We start from the raw sequence: 16,532 nt of genomic DNA on the forward strand, positions 1-16,532 counted from the left end.
TTTAAGAAACGTTTTACTCATTATACTATCATAATTTAACACGTGTGACTAAAAAAATGTTGTTTTTTCACTTTTTTTAGCCAATGAATGAGCTTTTCAGGATCTTCTCTTAGGAAAATACTAGTTATTAGGTACTTATTGTTTACTTTAATTAACACATAACATTCTTGTAACCAGCTCAATAAGCTATTCCCCACGATTTTAAAAAGCTTTTTTAAGCCAATATTCGGTAGCGGTTGCCAAACAAAGTTCCCTTCTTCCAAAAAAACAGCTTCCAAGATACGCCATAGTTCCTGTTTGGTCACTAAACGCCCTTCTTTGGTTTTTAGTGCTTCCCAAACAAGCATTTTTAAATGAATATCTTCTTCAGAAGAAGGTAATAGCTTCAATCCAGGATAGTAAAACCAAGGAGGTAACTGGAGAAGGTGACAACCTTTCGTATATAAAAAGCTCTGTGTCCTAAGCAACTGAGCATTTCTGTAACCAAGTTGTTGAGTCAATTTTTGATAATAATCATGCATCAATTGGCCAGTGTGCCGTCTATCTGGCAGTAAATTTAAATTAGCGGTCGGGAGTCGGAAGATTTCTAGTAATTTTTTTTCGTAAAAATCCCATGATTGTTTTCTTCTATAAAATTGTTGACATTGACTCTCTTCAATATGACAAAGTAACTCTATTCGTTCTTGTTTCTTATTGGCCGACCATAAATAAAATCCCAAGGACTCCGAAAAATAAAGGAATTGTTTCGTTAATTGCGTGAGCTTGTCTTTAGGCACTAATCGTTCACCTAAAATCCAAACAACTTGATAGCCATGAGTTTGATAAGTCTCCGTCCGTTCCACCAAACGTTTAATTGGCAATGGACTACATTGAATTTCAATGGCTATCTTCCCAATGAGTAAATCTGGGCGTTGCTTCAAGGCGGGTAAGTATGCCTCAACTTGAAAAGACAGCTTTTCACGTAAACACTTTTCCGCAAAAAGCTGCTTCAAGCGGAGGTGTTCTTCTGTTTCAGCTTCTGCTTCGTACCAACAACTATTCTTTTTACGATGAGCAAAATGGGGTATTTTAATGGGGCCTGCCTTCAAAATGACCGATTGATGACACATTGGACACACAAAAGCTTGTTCGCTTCGTATCTGTGTTAATTCATCAATCGAGCAATCGATTAAAGAAAATAATTCTTGGTTGTCTGCCGTTAAAGCTGTTAACATGATTTTCACCTCTCATAAATAAACTACGCAAAGTTTCTTAATTTTCATCAAAAAAAAAGCAAAAACTCGAAAGTTTTTGCTTTTTTGCTTAATCATTAAAGTAATAACGTGTTAATTCCAATGCACTGCGTTCCATAATACAAGTGCCATATTCGACTAAAGTATCCTGAGTGACAGTTGTTTTATGAGCAAATTCTAAAATCTGTGCAATTTCATTGTCAACATTTGTTTTTTCTAATTCATCGGTTAAGAACAAAACTTGTAAGTAATAACGATCGTTGTACGTGTATAAGTTAGTCAAAACAGATTGCATGAAGACTTCTTTGGATAATTGGATCATCGCTTCAAAATTATCTAATTCAAAGATTACATTTCTGTTTGTTTCATCTGTGGCTTCCATCTCATCAAGTTCATCGGCGGCTGCTTTGTCTGCTTCAATTTGTTTGCGAATTAATTCGCTAACATCTGCATTGACTTCGCTCAGACCTTCTAAGGAAGACAAGTCGTCCATAGCGACATTTTTACTAATAAACAGTTCTAAACCATCATTTTTAGGCAAGACTTGGAAAGTGACTGCTTCACTGCCTTGGAATTCATCTTCGACATCAACTTCTTCTAAAATACTATAAAAGAAATTTTCAACATCTTTGTGGTTTCCTAGTAAGTCAAGAAAAGTAATCCCTCTATCCGCCAGGTCTTCGTTGCCAATTAACACACGAATCGTATTTTCATTAATATGTTCCATTTCCATAGCGCTACACCTCTCTTTGCTTCAATCAGGAAACTTCTTACGTTCATTGTAGCGAAAACTACACAAAAGTAAAGTGGAAAGTCTATAAATCCTCTAAAACTAGCGAACGTTTTATAAACTTTGAACTTTTTTAACGATTGGTTTTTCGCTCCTTCTACCTCTTCATCTTAACGCAGTCTCTCCAAAAAAGATACTATTTTTCCTTGACCACGTTCTGCCAAATCAAATGAATACAAGTTCTAAATATGTATTAAAAAGCCAGAGATAAAAATCCCTGGCCCTAAATTCATATGAATCGTTCTTTATTACAATTAACAAATAAAGAACAAAATTTTATATTTTTTATAAACCTGCCATTAATTGTGCTTGGCGCAATTCCAGTTGTCGAACATCTCTTGGTAAGAATCGGCGAATTTCATCTTCGTTAAAACCGACTTGTAATCTTTTCTCATCAATCATAATTGGCCGACGCAACAATCCAGGGTTTTCTTGAACCAACTCTAATAAATCTTGAAGTGGAAGCTCGTCCAAATCCATATTTAATTTTTGGAAAACTTTAGAGCGAGTAGAGATAATCTCTTCTGTTCCATCTTCTGTCATGATTAAAATTGCTTTTAATTCCTCAATATTTAAAGGTTCAGAAAAAATATTTCTTTCTTTAAAAGGAATTTCGTGCTCTTGCAACCAGGCTCTAGCCTTACGACATGACGTGCAACTTGGGGAAGTATAAAGTGTCAACATTGTGCATCACTCCTTTTCGCGAATCATCGCGTTTCTGAAACAGGGAACTGTACTGTTCCTCTATTTAAAACCAGTATACCTAATTTCTAATAAAAATACTAGGGGTTTTTAAACATTTTTTATTAACTTTGTTTATTTTTCCTTCATTACATCCGTGTAAAATTAGGGTTAATTTTTATGAAATTTTATGGATATTCGTTATGATTCTGTAAAAAAGTAATACAGTTTTCTATTTTTATGGTTGCTGTTATAATTTACTTCTCTTGGTGATTTTTCAAGAAGTTCCCATGTATTTTTTTCTAATAAAATGTATAATAGAACTATTCACTATCTTAAGTCTAAAGTCAGGTGGTTATTTAATGAAAACAATTTTTTCTGGTATTCAGCCCAGTGGTACTCCGACAATCGGAAATTACATTGGTGCAATGAAACAATTTATCGAATTACAAAATGAATACAATTGTTATTTTTGTATTGTGGATGAACATGCCATTACCGTTCCCCAAGAACCGCAAAAGCTACGTCAACAAATTCGTAGCTTAGCAGCTCTTTACCTAGCGGTTGGTTTAGACCCACAAAAAGCAACAATTTTCATACAGTCTGAAGTGAGTGCCCATGCAGAAGCTGGTTGGATCATTCAGTGCAATACTTCTATTGGTGAGTTAGAACGAATGACACAATTTAAAGATAAATCGCAAAAAAATGGTCGTGCTGGCGTAAGCGCTGGTCTTTTAACATACCCTCCATTAATGGTTGGTGATATCGTGTTGTACAACGCTGACTTAGTGCCAGTCGGAGATGATCAAAAACAACACTTAGAATTAACACGTGATTTTGTGGAACGCTTCAACAAACGTTACGCCCAAAAAAATCAAGAAATTTTAACGATGCCTGAAGTAAAAATCGCTGAGCAAGGTAGTCGAATTATGAGCTTACAAGAACCAACGAAAAAGATGAGTAAGTCCGATACAAATGTGAAGGGCTTTATTTCACTGCTTGATGATCCAGCAGTGATTCGCAAAAAAATCCGCTCTGCTGTAACTGATTCAACTGGTGTAATTGAATATAATAAAGAAGAAAAACCTGGCATTACTAACTTACTAAATATTTATTCTGCTGCGACAGGTCAAACTGTTGAGGAGCTTGTTCAAGCTTACGAAGGCAAAGGCTATGGAGACTTCAAAGCAGATTTAGCAGAAGCAGTAGTTGCCTTATTAGAACCTATTCAAGTGCGCTACCAAGAGCTTCTAGCTTCAGAAGAATTAGATATGATTTTAGATGAGGGTGCAGAAAACGCTCGCCAGGTAGCCAACAAAACACTTCAACGAATGAAAAATGCTGTTGGTTTGGGAAGAAAAGTTCGGCGCTAACTAAATATAATAAAAACCCGCGAAGTTTTATTCGCGGGTTTTTTTATGTTCTAAATTGAGCATCGTACAGCCGACGATAGTGGCCTCTTTGCGCGTACAAAGTTTCATGTGTTCCATCTTCTAAAATTCCTTGGTCACTCACTACGATTATTCGATCAGCATGTTTAATCGTTGCCAGTCTGTGGGCAATAATTAATGTTGTTCGCCCGTCAGCTAACGAGTTTAATGACTCTTGAATCACTTGCTCTGTTTCTGTATCTAATGCAGAAGTCGCTTCATCTAGAATCAAAATCGGCGGGTTCTTCAAGAACATTCGCGCAATTGCCACTCGCTGCTTTTGACCGCCCGATAATTTCACGCCACGTTCGCCAATAATTGTGTCCAAGCCATCTGGCATTAGCTGAATTACATGTTCTAAATGTGCTAATTTCACCGCTTGTTGAATGTCTATTTCTGTAGCATTTAAATTCCCATAAGCAATATTTTCTCGTAATGTTCCAGGGAATAAAAACACATCTTGTTGAACAATTCCAATCTGCTTACGTAATGAAGCCAAGGTCATTTGCTGGATATTTCTACCGTCAATCGTAATTTCACCACTACTGACTTCATAAAAACGAGGCAACAGATTGCACAAGGTCGTTTTTCCTGAACCACTTTGGCCAACGAAAGCAACGGTTTCACCAGGTTGAATTTTTAAATTGATATGGTCTAAAACTTTTGTGCCATCTTCATAAGCAAATGAAACATCTTTATAGGCAATCGTTCCTTCTAAATGCGAAACAGCAACAGCTCCTGGCAAATCTTTGATGGACGGTTGTTTGTCCATTTCTTCCGTAAAACGTTTAAAGCCAGCAAATCCTTTGGGATAGCTTTCAATCATATTGTTGACTTTTTCAATCGGCCGAATAAAAATATTGGCTAATAAAATAAATCCTACAAACTGACCTTCTGTAATTTCTCCTTTAATTGTATAATACGCACCAAAAATTAATGAAAATAAATTTATCAAACGAATTAATAAGTAATTATAGGCGGAACTGACACCCATCACCTTATAAAAATATAATTTCGATTTTCGATACATTTGATTTAAATAATTAAACTGTTCTCGTTCAAATGGTTCATTTGCAAAAGATTGCGTGACACGTATCCCACTTACTGACGCTTCAATCCCAGCATTAAATTCACCTAAATTATCGTAAATATCCGTATTCGCTTTTGTCATTTTCTTATTAAAATAACCTAGCGCAATCGTGATAAATGGCAATAAAATAAACGTAGCGATGGCTAATTTCACGTGAATGGTTAACATTAATAAAAAAGAACCTGCTAACGTCATAATCGTAATAAAGACGTCTTCTGGACCATGATGCGCCACTTCTGAAATTTCAAAAAGATCAGTGGTCAAACGGCTCATTAATTTCCCTGTTTTTTGATTATCATAATACTCAAACGGTTGTTTTTGCAGATGTTGATATAATTCTTCACGCATATCTGTTTCAATATTCACGCCTAACATATGACCAAAATAAACCACAATAAATTGTAAAAACGTATTGATTATATAAAATGCAAATAAGCCCGCACTAGCTAATGCAATGAGGCGAAAATCTCCTTTTGGCATAATCTTATCAATTACTTGGTTGACTGCTACTGGAAAAGCCAACTCTAACAGCCCCGCAAAAACGGCACACCCAAAATCCAAAATAAATAATCGACGATAAGGTCGATAATACCCAAAAAAACGCTTTAACATAACTCCCTAACTCTCCCCCTTCATTCTCATTCATTATACGGAAAAAGACTGTCTCTTGCAAAATTCTAACTTCTATCAGAACACGTGTTATTTAAGTAACTTTGACTCAAAATCATTTTCACAAACTTTTCATTATCAGAATATTTTTTCATTTATCGTTTCCATTTTTTCGGTAAAAATAACTATAATTGTCTTTTCCCGCAAGGCTTTGATTTCTGTACAAAACCTTGAAATACAGTGAAAAATACTCTATTTATTTGTGAAAATATCGGCTACAATATAACATATGAAAAGTTTTGTAAAAAAGTTAAGAGGTGCACTTGTTAAATGAGAACCATTGTTTTTGATGTTGATGACACGCTGTACGATCAGCAACAACCCTTTCGAAATGCGATGACTAAAATTTTCCCAAACGTTGCGACAGAGGATATGCATGAATTGTATCTTCGTTTTAGACACCACAGCGATGAAACGTTTCCGAAAGTTTTAGCCAATGAATGGTCCCTAGATTTCATGCGGTTTTTCCGGATGAATGAAACATTAAAGGATCTAAACTATCCAGGAATTTCACAAGAAGAAGGAAAAATTTTCCAACAAGTTTATGAAGAAGAATTGGATAATATTACGATGCATCCAGAAGTTACTAAGCTTCTTGATACTTTACAAGAGAAAGAAATTCCGATGGGGATTATTACAAATGGTCCAACAGACCATCAATTTAAAAAAGTTAAACAATTGAATCTTGAAAAATGGGTTCCAAGCCAAAATATCATTATTTCTCAAAGTACGGGTTTCCAAAAACCTGAAAAGGAAATTTTTGATTTAGCCTGTAATCAATTTTGTATGGAACCTGAACATACTTTATATGTTGGTGATAGTTATGACAATGATATTGTAGGCGCACGTAATGGTGGCTGGCATTCTCTTTGGTTTAACCACCGCTCTCGTGAACTACCAAGTTGCCAACCTGCATCACACCTTGCAGAAGTCACTTGTTTCACCGAACTTTGTCCGACTGTGGAGAAATTATTTAATCTTTAAAAAAAAGCCGCTCTTCAAATTGAAGAACGGCTTTTTTTTATTTATTTTTTTGTTTTTTCAGACGTAAAATGATGAACAGGCAGATTATCAGTAAAAGGATCAATAAACCGATTAAGAGATAAATAAGTTTAGATTCCGTTTTTTTGACGGTTACATCTTTCTCATTAAATGTTTTTGCTTCCTCTTTTGAGATCGTAAATTCTTTCGTAAATTGCCATTTTTTTCCTGAGCCTTCCACAGTCATTGCCAATACATACGTCCCAGCTTCCATTTCATTTTCTTCATAAGGAATAGGGAAATTAAAAATTGAATTGGGCGCCATTTGCATATCTTCTTGTTCTTTCTCTAAAATAACGTTATTTGTTTTCTTATTTTTAACATTTGCCGTTACTTTCATTGATTGAAGATAGGCTGCTTCATGGTTTAACAGTGTTGCAGAAATAACACTGCGCGCATTTCTTTGCGTCGGTTCAACTTTCTCTAAAGACAATTCTGGTTGTACAACTGTTTCATTTTCTCGAAGTAAAACAGCTACTGTATAGGCATAGCGATTTTCAATTGCTAAGCCGTTTGTATTTTCTTTTTGCTTGTCTTTCGTTTCATCGACTTTTTCACTAAACGTGATCCCGCCCGCTAGTTGCCCTGAAAACTCTTCTTTAGGCATCTTCACTCGCAATTCAACTACTTTTTCACTTTTAGCAGGCAATTCAACACTCTCACCGCCGTCTTTCAGTTGAATGATTTCTGATAAATCTGCTGGTGCAGATTTATCTAATGCTGTCAACGACTCACCATATTCAATCACTCCGTTGCTGTTTGTTGTGGCCGACTTTACACTAACATCAATCACTAAATTTTCATCTGTACTATTGGCCGCTCGAACTTTCAAAATTTGTTCTTGGTCTGGTTTCATCATTAAATCAAAATATGTTTTTGTTTTATCTATTTGGTTTTCTGGAATTTCTGTTTCAACACTAAATCGTAATTCTGCTGCTGAGGTTTCAATCCCAAAAGCAAAGAAATAAAAACTTAGGATCATCAGAATAAAATATCTATTTTTCATTTCGCTCTACACTCCATTTCTATGTAAAGGAGAAAGGCTGAGTTCCCCTCTTCCTTTCTCCAAAAAGGTTCTTTTTATACTGGCGTATTAGCTAATGTCCAAGTAATTGTTGTTTTGTAGGCATCGTTTAATTTAACTGATTTACCTGGCACTTTTAATTGAACATCTTTCATTACTTGACGGCCGTCAACTTCAGCAATTGAACTAGCATTGCCATATAAGTATGACCATTTCCCAGCACCTTGATCTGTTGCGGCTACCATCACGTTATGACTTTCACCAACTGTACCAAAAGTTACGCTCGCTAAACTTGTTGGTGCAGCGCTTTGTCCTGCTGTCACAGCTGAAGCGTTTTGAAAGACAATTTCAGTTCCTTCAAGCGTCTGACCTTTTGTAGCAGAAGTAAATGCAGAATTTTGTTTTGCAGATAAAGTCCAGCCTTCTAAAGTTCCACGATTATCTGTAATTTGAGCAAATAATGGGCCCGTTTTTTCAACATTATTTTTATCTTTTAAAACTTGTGCTGATGCAAAATAGATTTCATCTTTTGTGCTGATGATATTTTCACCAAAGTTTAAACTTGAAGCATAATCCAAGGTTAAGGGACCTGTAGAACCTTCATCAACTGGTTTGTCAGGATTTACTGGGTCGATAGGTGTCACAGGATCTTTGCCGTCTTTGTCTTCTGGATCCACTACAGGATTTTTGCTGTTGGGATCTTTTTCATCTGGTGCTTTAAATTTTACAATAGCATCTGTGTCGCGATTAGCCACTTCCTCTGCTTGAACTGGTAGTGTTCCTACCGCGATGGTTGCTAAAATTAAGCTGCTTGCGATGGTCATTTTTTTCATGTTAGTGCTCCTTCTCTTCTATTGTTATAGTTTCAATAATTATACGCTTGGTAAATCAGCGATTGTCCATGTTAAAACAGTTTTGTATTGAACAGCATCTTTTGGTGTTGCTCCTGGTACAGTTAATGTGATCGCTGTATTTTTATCTACGCTTTCACCGTCAACTTCCACTTTTTCAATCCCACCGAACGCACTAAGCCAAGTTCCAGAACCTTGACCTTCAGCGGCAGACATCACATTTGATGAATCACCAGCTACTAAAGTTACTTCATGCGCAGTTGGTGTGACTGCTTTGGAATTAGACACTGCTTTGTTTTGACTTAATTTAATTTCTGAACCGTCTAAAACTTTATTTAATGTTTCTTTTGTCGCTGTTAATTGTGTTTCTTGTTTAACTGTTAAGGCCCAACCGGCATTCGTTCCGCGTTTGTCGGAAATTTGTACATAATTTGGTTTAGGATTAGTCAAATCAGGACCAGAACCGTCTGCCAAGAAAAAGTATTGTGGATTTGCATAATATTTTTCATCTTTATTTGAAATTTTATTTTTGCCAAAGTCTAAACTAGAAGCATAATCGATACTTAGTGGACCAGTTGTTCCTTCATTTGGCTTATTGCCTGTGTCTGGTGTCGTTGGGTCAAAGGGTTCAACAGGTTTTTCGGTATCTGGATTCACTGGATCGACTGGTTTGTTGATAGAGGTGTCCGGCGTAAATTCTACGATGGCATTTGATTCATAGTTTTTTTCTTCTGCATTCACTTCTGGTGCAATAGCCACGCCTAAAGTGATAGCGGGGATTGTTGATAAGATAATTTTTTTCATTTTATTGTTCCTTCTTTCTTTTTTTTAAAATAAAACTAGCCATAAAGATGACTATTATTCCGAGATAATTAAACATTTGTTGCTGTTTAGTACCAGTTCGAGGTAAGAAGCCTGAGCCTTTTTGATCAACCGTTTTACTTGTTGAGTGCTTCAATGATTCTCCACTCACTGCTGGTATTGCTTCCGATTGCTTGGGGAAACGCTGTGGTATCTTACCATCTGGTTTTTCTTTGTTGGCTGGTGGTTCATACTCGCCATAAAAAGAAACTTCTGCATTTGTCGGATAGGCATTTGTTTCAGCAAATACATCAACTGATGAAATCAATCCTAATAGCAATACACCGCTAACTATTTTTTTGATAAGACTCACCCCCTATTTTGCACTGCCATCAGGTACGTCCATCAAGTGCCAAGTTAGTTTTGCTTCGTATTCTTCTGCTTTGGCCGTCCCTCCAGGAACAGATAATAACAACTCTTGGTCATTTTCTTTCCATTGATCAGAAATATTTGTTTCTTGATGTCCATTGACTTGGTTGTGAACAAGAATCGATTGGCCTTCTGGAATGTCCTGTAAGCGATGGTTGGTTCTAAATTTTAAAATATTCGGCAACGTAGCACCTGATTCAGATTTGAAATCAGAAGTAACGGTTAGTGCAAGCGACCAATTATTCCCTGTTTGACGAGTATCCCGTATCACTAATGGTTGATCCATGGAAACAATTGGATATTGGGTCGTGCTACTAGCGATTTGCAGCTCATTCCCAAAGGAAATCGCTGTGGGTACCGTTTTGAACCTGACAGAGCCAACCACAGTGACTGTTAGCGCTAATTCATCAATCTTGTAGCCTTTATCATAGACTTCCACGACCAACTGCTGTTTTCCATAAGTTAGTTCTGGTAATAACAAGGCTTTTTCCTTAAATGTTTTAGAATTAGTGGTTGTTTCATCTGCTAATTTCTGGATTTCTTGACCCTCTTTTTTGACAATAAATTGTAATCTATTCCCAGCATCGACATCTTGCCAATAAAAAGGCAGGGCTGTTTTTTGAAAGTCATCAATATCGATTGTTTTTTCCATCGACTTTTCTATACGCTCTTTTGACCAAGATAGTTTCGTTTCACTTAAGAAAACTTCTTTGACAGGTTGGACGACTGTTCCAGAAAAGTTCCCTAAGTATGCTTTATCTGTTGATTCCCAGATATAAGAAACGCCTTCATGAGCTTTGGGTAAATTCCATTCAAACAGTCCTTTTGTGGCATCGTAACTTCCATAAGGGCTAATCGTCAGCGGTGGAAATAGTTGACCATCACGAGATACCACCTTATTTTTTAATTGCAGTGGTTTCCCAGCAATATAATCGACAGAAGATAAGATAATCATTTGATTAGATACATCTAGCCCTGTAATGGCCGTTAAGCCTTTTAACGGACTGATATCTGAAATTTGATTTTCTCCCACATCTAAAACTGTTAGATTGAGTGTTTTCTCTAACGGTGCCAAGGAAGAAATTTGATTGTTTCTTGCATACAGTACACGCAGATTAGGAACAGTGCTTAAAGCTTCCAGACTAGCAATCGTTTGATTCATAATACTCAACTCTTCTAGACGTGGCTTATTCGCCAAGGGCGCAATTGTTTTTAATTGATTATTTTCCACATAAAGACGGAGTAGGTTATTTGCTTCCGTAAGCCCATCTAAAGTAGCAATCTGATTATTGGCAGCCCAAATGGTTTCTAAATTACGAAGAGAACGAAGCGGGTCGAAGGAAGTCACTCGATTATTCGGCGTGATTTTTGACGGATGATCTGTCGTATTTTGGATACTTAAATTTTTTAAAGCAGCCATTCCTTCAAGTCCATTTAATGTCGTTAATTGATTGTTCTCAACATACAAGCCTTCTAAACTAATTAATCCTGCTTGACCTAACGGACTAAGATCAGCTATTTTATTATTTCTCATATATAAAAAACGTAATAGCTTAAATTCACCTTTAGCAAAAGGACTCAAATCTGTTACATTGAGCGAATCTTGAAAAGATAATTCTTCTAAGTTTCTTAGGTATTGAACTCCTTCCACATTAGAAACAACGACATTTTCTAAAATAACTTTATTCAGTTTATCCAATTCTGCTTGGGTGACGGTATTAGAGGTCCGAGATTTGCTTAACTGTTTTCTGATATTTTCCGCAAAGGCTGGATCAGGAAATAGTGTACTGATAGGCGTCGCTTTATCTAAGACAGCACCTGCGTATAATTGGGGCATCATCAGTTGTGCTTCCGTTATCGCTAGTGCTTCATTTGGCGGCTCTTCACTTGTTTCAACAGTCGTTAACTCTTCTGATTGGGGAATCTCCGAACTACTGGTTGCTGAATTTTGCTCTTCTGCCGATGAAGTTTCTGGAATCTTTTCTTCTGAAACAGATGAAACATTTTCTTCACTGGAGGATGCGATTGTTTCGGTCGTTTCGGCGAAAGTTGTTACAGGAAGTAGCAAACTATTACCCAAAAGTAAGGCACTAACTGCGGAGATGCACATTTTTTTCATAAACTTCACCTCCTGATATTTTCTTAATTATAGTGAATATCAACTGAAAATGGGTTCAATTACGACAAACTGTCCAAATTAATTTGTATAGACAAGACAAAGAGCGCCAAATAGGGTTTTATACCCCTATTTGGCGCTCTTTGTCGCTAAACACAACCAGAATGTATTATGACAAATTCTCAATTATGCCTAGTTTTCTTTTATTTCTTTTAAACTATCCTCTATTTTTTCCAATTGCCCAGCAAAAAATTCTTGTTTGGCTTTTGGTAAAAACAATGTGATAGATAAGAGGATTTGTTCTTTAAAGATTGACCAATCTGCGAATATTTCTTCATTGGTTAAAATCATTTCTATTTTTTCTGCTATTTTTTTCCAGAGGATCATTCGCCAGTTATTTTCACCCACTTCATATTCTTTAAACATGCTTAATACATGAAGAATATGGGGAACATTTTGGCTGACAATCGCCGCAAATAAAAAATCAATAATTACTTGCTCGATAATTTCTAGCGAGCGAATATCAATAATTTCCCGCTCATTGACAGATTGTAATACACGAAAAAGTAACGAAGTTGGAAACGGCTGCAAGCCAACGTTTTTTTGTAATGCTAAAAATTTCAAATTAAAAATAGTATACACATCGGCATTAATTAATCGTTCCAGAATCTGATTTTCTAATGCAATAATTTCCTCTTTTGTCACAACCGTTTGAGGGTTAAAAAGATATTCCAACGCCAACATCGAATACATTACTTCTTGCTTTCCTAAAGCAAAAGACGATTTATCATAATACGCTCGATAATCTGCAACGATTCGACTACTTTCTTGAAAATTTTTACTAAAGATTGCTTGATTAAACTGCTCCTTAGCTAAAACTGTTTTGGACATTGGCGTTAATTTTTCTGTCATTTCCATCGGCGAAATAGACAAGATTTCGACAATAATGGCTAAATCCGAAATACGCAATTCACTATTTCCTTGGACAAAGCGTTGATAACTTTGACTAGAAACACCATTTTCATCAAAGACACGCAGAGGAATATTTTTTCCTTTACGAATCCGTTCAATTTCTTCACCTAGCGGCCGATATTCCATATATTCTTTTTGTTTCAAACGAATTACTCCATTTCTCTTTAAATAAGATAGCAACTAAGTTGAACGGCTATTCTCCAATGCTTAAAATTGTGCGAATATCTTCTTCCGTCATTTTCGCTAATTGCTCTTCATTTCCTTGAATCACTTTTTGGAACAGCTCGCGTTTCTCTTGCTGTAAGGAATTCATTTTTTCTTCAACCGTTCCTTCTGCAATCATCCGCCACACTTCAACAACTTTTTTTTGTCCCATGCGGTGCGCCCGACCAGCCGCTTGTTCTTCGACTGCGGGATTCCACCATAAATCGTATAAAATAACTGTATCTGCACCAGTTAAATTTAGTCCGGTTCCCCCTGCTTTCAATGAAATTAAGAAGACATCTTTTTCTCCTTCATTGAAGGCATTCGCCATTGTTAACCGATCTTGAGGCTTCGTACTTCCTCGTAAATAAAACGTCTCTAAGCCTAATTCATTCAATTCTTTTTCTAAGATAGAAAGCATACTTGTGAACTGAGAAAATAATAGGACACGACGATTGTTTTCTTTGGCAGCCACTAAAAAGTCTTTGACTTGTTCCACTTTGCCAGAACCTCCCGTGTAATCCTCAATAAACAAACGCGGATCGCAACAGATTTGTCGTAAACGGGTCAAGCCTGCTAAAATACTCATGCGATTTTTCTTGAAGGTCGCCTGATCCATTTGACTGACATCTGCTTGCATTTGTTTTAGATAGGCCAAATAAACCGTTTTTTGTTCTTCTGTTAAGACACTGTACATATTATTTTCAATTTTTTCTGGTAAGTCTGCAAGCACCGTTTTCTTGTCTCGTCTTAAAATGAATGGTTGAATCATTTTGGCAATTTCTTCCGGCTTAATTTCTCGAAAGGCTTTTTTGCCTGGGAACAATCCCGGTAAGATCATTTGGAAAATTGACCACAGTTCATCTAAATTATTTTCAATTGGTGTGCCACTTAATGCAAAACGTTGGGGTACTTTTAAACTTTTTAAGGCTTGCGCCGTTTTAGTCCCACTATTTTTAACCATTTGGGCCTCATCTAAAATCAAATAGCCGACACGCATTTCCTGATAAAGCTGAACATCTTGTCGCATACTTGCATAAGAAGTAATCAGAATATCTTCGGTGCTATTTTGTAAAAGCGCTGCTCGTTCTTGGCGGTTGCCAGAAACCACTTGAACATTTAAGGTTGGCGCAAAACGTTTGACTTCGGCTAACCAATTATAGGTTAAACTTGCAGGAGCGACAATCAAAGCTGTCCCTTTCAAGCGCTCTTCTTCTTTTTCCGAAAGTAAATAGGTAATGGTTTGCAGTGTCTTCCCTAAACCCATTTCGTCAGCTAAAATACCGCCAAATTGATAATGGCTAAGCATTTTCAGCCATTTATAACCTGTTTCTTGGTAATGGCGTAACGTTGCTTGTAAGGATTTGGGGACTTGCGCTTCAAAGTTTTCTGGATGCGTTAAATCCGTGACCATTTTTTTAAAGGAATCTGAAAAATGTGCCCGCTCGTTGTCTTCTAATAAACTTTCGATCATGAGACCTTGATTTTTGGGCACATGAATGACATTGTCTTCTTGATGCATATTTTTTCGTAGCTTCGTTAAAATTGCACTTGTATGGAAAAATTCCTCTGAGTCAAAAGCAAGAATTTCACCACTTTTTAACGTATAAAAAGCATCATTACGTAGCAGACTAGTCAATACTGCATCGATTTCGGTTTCATCAATGCCAGTGACATCAAACCGAATATCTAACCAAGAATCCCCTTCCGCAACTTCAATCGTTGGTTGATGATGCTGGGCATCTAAATAAAATTCCCGTAATTTCCGTCCCATCCGAACTTCTCCTAATTGACGGAAAGCTGGAACTTCGGCTTTAAAGAAATAATACAAGGACTCCCCAGCAGGTAAGACTTTTTCAAAGCCTGTGGTTGTTTGCTGATAGGCAAACTGTTGAAATTGCTGCTTAATTGCTGTTTCTTTTGCTTTATCTCGAACGATTTCTTGATTAACTTCAGGTAATTGAGCATATTTCGGGTTTGTCGAGAAAATGACTTCTCCATAGTGATAATCAATCCGAGCGTTAATCCGACCTTTAATTTTCTTAAAAATAAAGACTGCTTTTAAAGGATGATGGACGACTAATTCTTCAACTGATTCTTCAACAGACACTCGACCAATTTTTTCCAATAATGGTAACACTTCACTAAATAAATCAGAAACTGTTTCTTTTTCATAAATAATTGACGGCTCTTCCAAGCGTTTCATTAATTGAAGTAACGTGGTGTAGATGGCTTCCTGCTCTTCTGTTAGTAAATAAACCGTTTGATCCGCAATCGCCCAGTGATAGTGGGCTAGAAACGTTGTAATAGGATTCTGAATAGTTAATTTGAAGCTTTGTTCCTCGGTTTTTTGCACTGTAAACGTAAGTGGCAAACTGGTTTCTTTGAACGTTAGATAGCGATACTTATGAGTTTGATTGGTTAATATAAACTGACCCGTTCGATTCATTTTTTCAACTAACGATTGACTGCGATCAATTGGTAATAATAGATAACGTTTGTCGATTTTCCCTTTAACTTGAATACCGTTTGCACCTAATAATTGGCTGGTATGATAAATTGCCGCAAGTTCTGTTAAAATTGCTTGAATCTCCATTGAAAAAGAATCATGTAGCAAAGTAAATTGGTGTTGCTTATTCACCATAAAAGTCATTTCTTTTTCATATGCTTGTAAAAAATCACCAATATTTTTCACAATATATGTTTTAGGTTTGGTGCCTTCCAAACCAATTTTTAAAGAAAGACCAATCGTTGATAATTCTGGATAGTAATTATTCGTTTCGATCACATCTAAATGAAATTCTAAACGTAAAGGCTGCAAGGGAACTTCGGCAGAAGCTTTGCTTAATTTGGCAAAGCCTTTGGTAAACATTTCAGCTGTTGATCGATTTGTTTTCTCAAAACTGACTGTTTGATTCGCTTGAATAATTCTTGACACGCCTCGTTGTTTCAGTGCCAGTTCAACTGCCACTGTATGTTTGCAATAGCCATGTTCCATCCAATATTGACATTCACAAACATCTTGTTCTTTGGCGGTACCATCCAATTCAACAAGATAAAGTTCTTCCCCTAAAACCTCAGACAACCAGATCCTTTTTTCTGGATTTTGAACGATAGATAAGACCCGGCCTTCTTGCATATATTCGCGCCCTTGTTCAACGATTCGCTCTGGAATACTCCATTTCATCGACTCACCTCCTCT

13 protein-coding genes are annotated in these 16,532 nt (G+C 36.5%); 2 read left to right on the forward strand and 11 right to left on the reverse strand.

The features are described 5' to 3' along the window. Nucleotides 1-35 precede the first annotated feature (35 nt). The 3 genes from IGJ20_RS10555 to spxA all read right to left on the reverse strand — a co-directional run bounded on the left by IGJ20_RS10555 (nucleotide 36) and on the right by spxA (nucleotide 2,706). Nucleotides 36-1,214 (reverse strand): competence protein CoiA, encoded by a 1,179-nt coding sequence (locus tag IGJ20_RS10555; RefSeq protein ID WP_002388404.1) that lies wholly within the window; start codon nucleotides 1,212-1,214, stop codon nucleotides 36-38. 88 nt (nucleotides 1,215-1,302) lie between these two features. Continuing rightward, the gene (locus IGJ20_RS10560; RefSeq protein ID WP_002356478.1) at nucleotides 1,303-1,965 is read right to left on the reverse strand and encodes an adaptor protein MecA; all 663 of its coding nucleotides are present in this window, start codon (nucleotides 1,963-1,965) and stop codon (nucleotides 1,303-1,305) included. A 342-nt stretch (nucleotides 1,966-2,307) separates the two neighbouring features. Then, a complete protein-coding gene (gene spxA, locus IGJ20_RS10565; protein ID WP_002356477.1) occupies nucleotides 2,308-2,706 on the reverse strand; it encodes a transcriptional regulator SpxA in 399 nt (132 codons plus the stop codon). Between the two features lie 359 nt (nucleotides 2,707-3,065). On the opposite strand from spxA, the gene trpS reads away from it, so the two are divergent. Further along, a complete protein-coding gene (gene trpS / locus IGJ20_RS10570; RefSeq protein ID WP_126254664.1) occupies nucleotides 3,066-4,076 on the forward strand; it encodes a tryptophan--tRNA ligase in 1,011 nt (336 codons plus the stop codon). Between the two features lie 43 nt (nucleotides 4,077-4,119). Here the strand turns inward: trpS and IGJ20_RS10575 are convergent, their stop codons facing one another. Further along, nucleotides 4,120-5,835, reverse strand: a complete 1,716-nt coding sequence (locus IGJ20_RS10575) for an ABC transporter ATP-binding protein (protein ID WP_126254665.1) — start codon at nucleotides 5,833-5,835, stop codon at nucleotides 4,120-4,122. Nucleotides 5,836-6,162: 327 nt separating this feature from the next. Here IGJ20_RS10575 and IGJ20_RS10580 point away from each other — a divergent pair, with 327 nt between their 5' ends. Next, a complete protein-coding gene (locus IGJ20_RS10580; RefSeq protein ID WP_002356474.1) occupies nucleotides 6,163-6,876 on the forward strand; it encodes an HAD family hydrolase in 714 nt (237 codons plus the stop codon). Between the two features lie 37 nt (nucleotides 6,877-6,913). Here IGJ20_RS10580 and elrE read toward each other — a convergent pair whose 3' ends face one another. From elrE to IGJ20_RS10615, 7 genes are all read right to left on the reverse strand, one after another. Next, nucleotides 6,914-7,939, reverse strand: a complete 1,026-nt coding sequence (gene elrE / locus IGJ20_RS10585) for a transmembrane protein ElrE (RefSeq protein WP_002376547.1) — start codon at nucleotides 7,937-7,939, stop codon at nucleotides 6,914-6,916. A 74-nt stretch (nucleotides 7,940-8,013) separates the two neighbouring features. Continuing rightward, nucleotides 8,014-8,790, reverse strand: a complete 777-nt coding sequence (gene elrD, locus IGJ20_RS10590) for a WxL domain-containing protein ElrD (RefSeq protein WP_002362542.1) — start codon at nucleotides 8,788-8,790, stop codon at nucleotides 8,014-8,016. Nucleotides 8,791-8,829: 39 nt separating this feature from the next. Beyond that, nucleotides 8,830-9,612, reverse strand: a complete 783-nt coding sequence (gene elrC, locus IGJ20_RS10595; protein WP_002362540.1) for a WxL domain-containing protein ElrC — start codon at nucleotides 9,610-9,612, stop codon at nucleotides 8,830-8,832. 1 nt (nucleotide 9,613) lies between these two features. Beyond that, nucleotides 9,614-9,982 (reverse strand): LPXTG anchor domain-containing protein ElrB, encoded by a 369-nt coding sequence (gene elrB / locus IGJ20_RS10600; RefSeq protein ID WP_002356469.1) that lies wholly within the window; start codon nucleotides 9,980-9,982, stop codon nucleotides 9,614-9,616. A 3-nt stretch (nucleotides 9,983-9,985) separates the two neighbouring features. After that, nucleotides 9,986-12,157: an enterococcal leucine-rich protein ElrA gene (gene elrA / locus IGJ20_RS10605; RefSeq protein WP_126254666.1), complete on the reverse strand. Its 2,172-nt coding sequence runs from the start codon at nucleotides 12,155-12,157 to the stop codon at nucleotides 9,986-9,988. Nucleotides 12,158-12,346: 189 nt separating this feature from the next. After that, complete coding sequence (gene elrR, locus IGJ20_RS10610) at nucleotides 12,347-13,252, reverse strand: Rgg family transcriptional regulator ElrR (protein ID WP_430605291.1); 906 nt, start codon at nucleotides 13,250-13,252, stop codon at nucleotides 12,347-12,349. Between the two features lie 67 nt (nucleotides 13,253-13,319). Beyond that, nucleotides 13,320-16,517, reverse strand: a complete 3,198-nt coding sequence (locus IGJ20_RS10615; RefSeq protein ID WP_126254667.1) for a DEAD/DEAH box helicase — start codon at nucleotides 16,515-16,517, stop codon at nucleotides 13,320-13,322. Nucleotides 16,518-16,532 lie beyond the last annotated feature (15 nt).

This window comes from Enterococcus sp. DIV0294, from assembly GCF_050558155.1.
Lineage (GTDB): Bacteria > Bacillota > Bacilli > Lactobacillales > Enterococcaceae > Enterococcus > Enterococcus faecalis.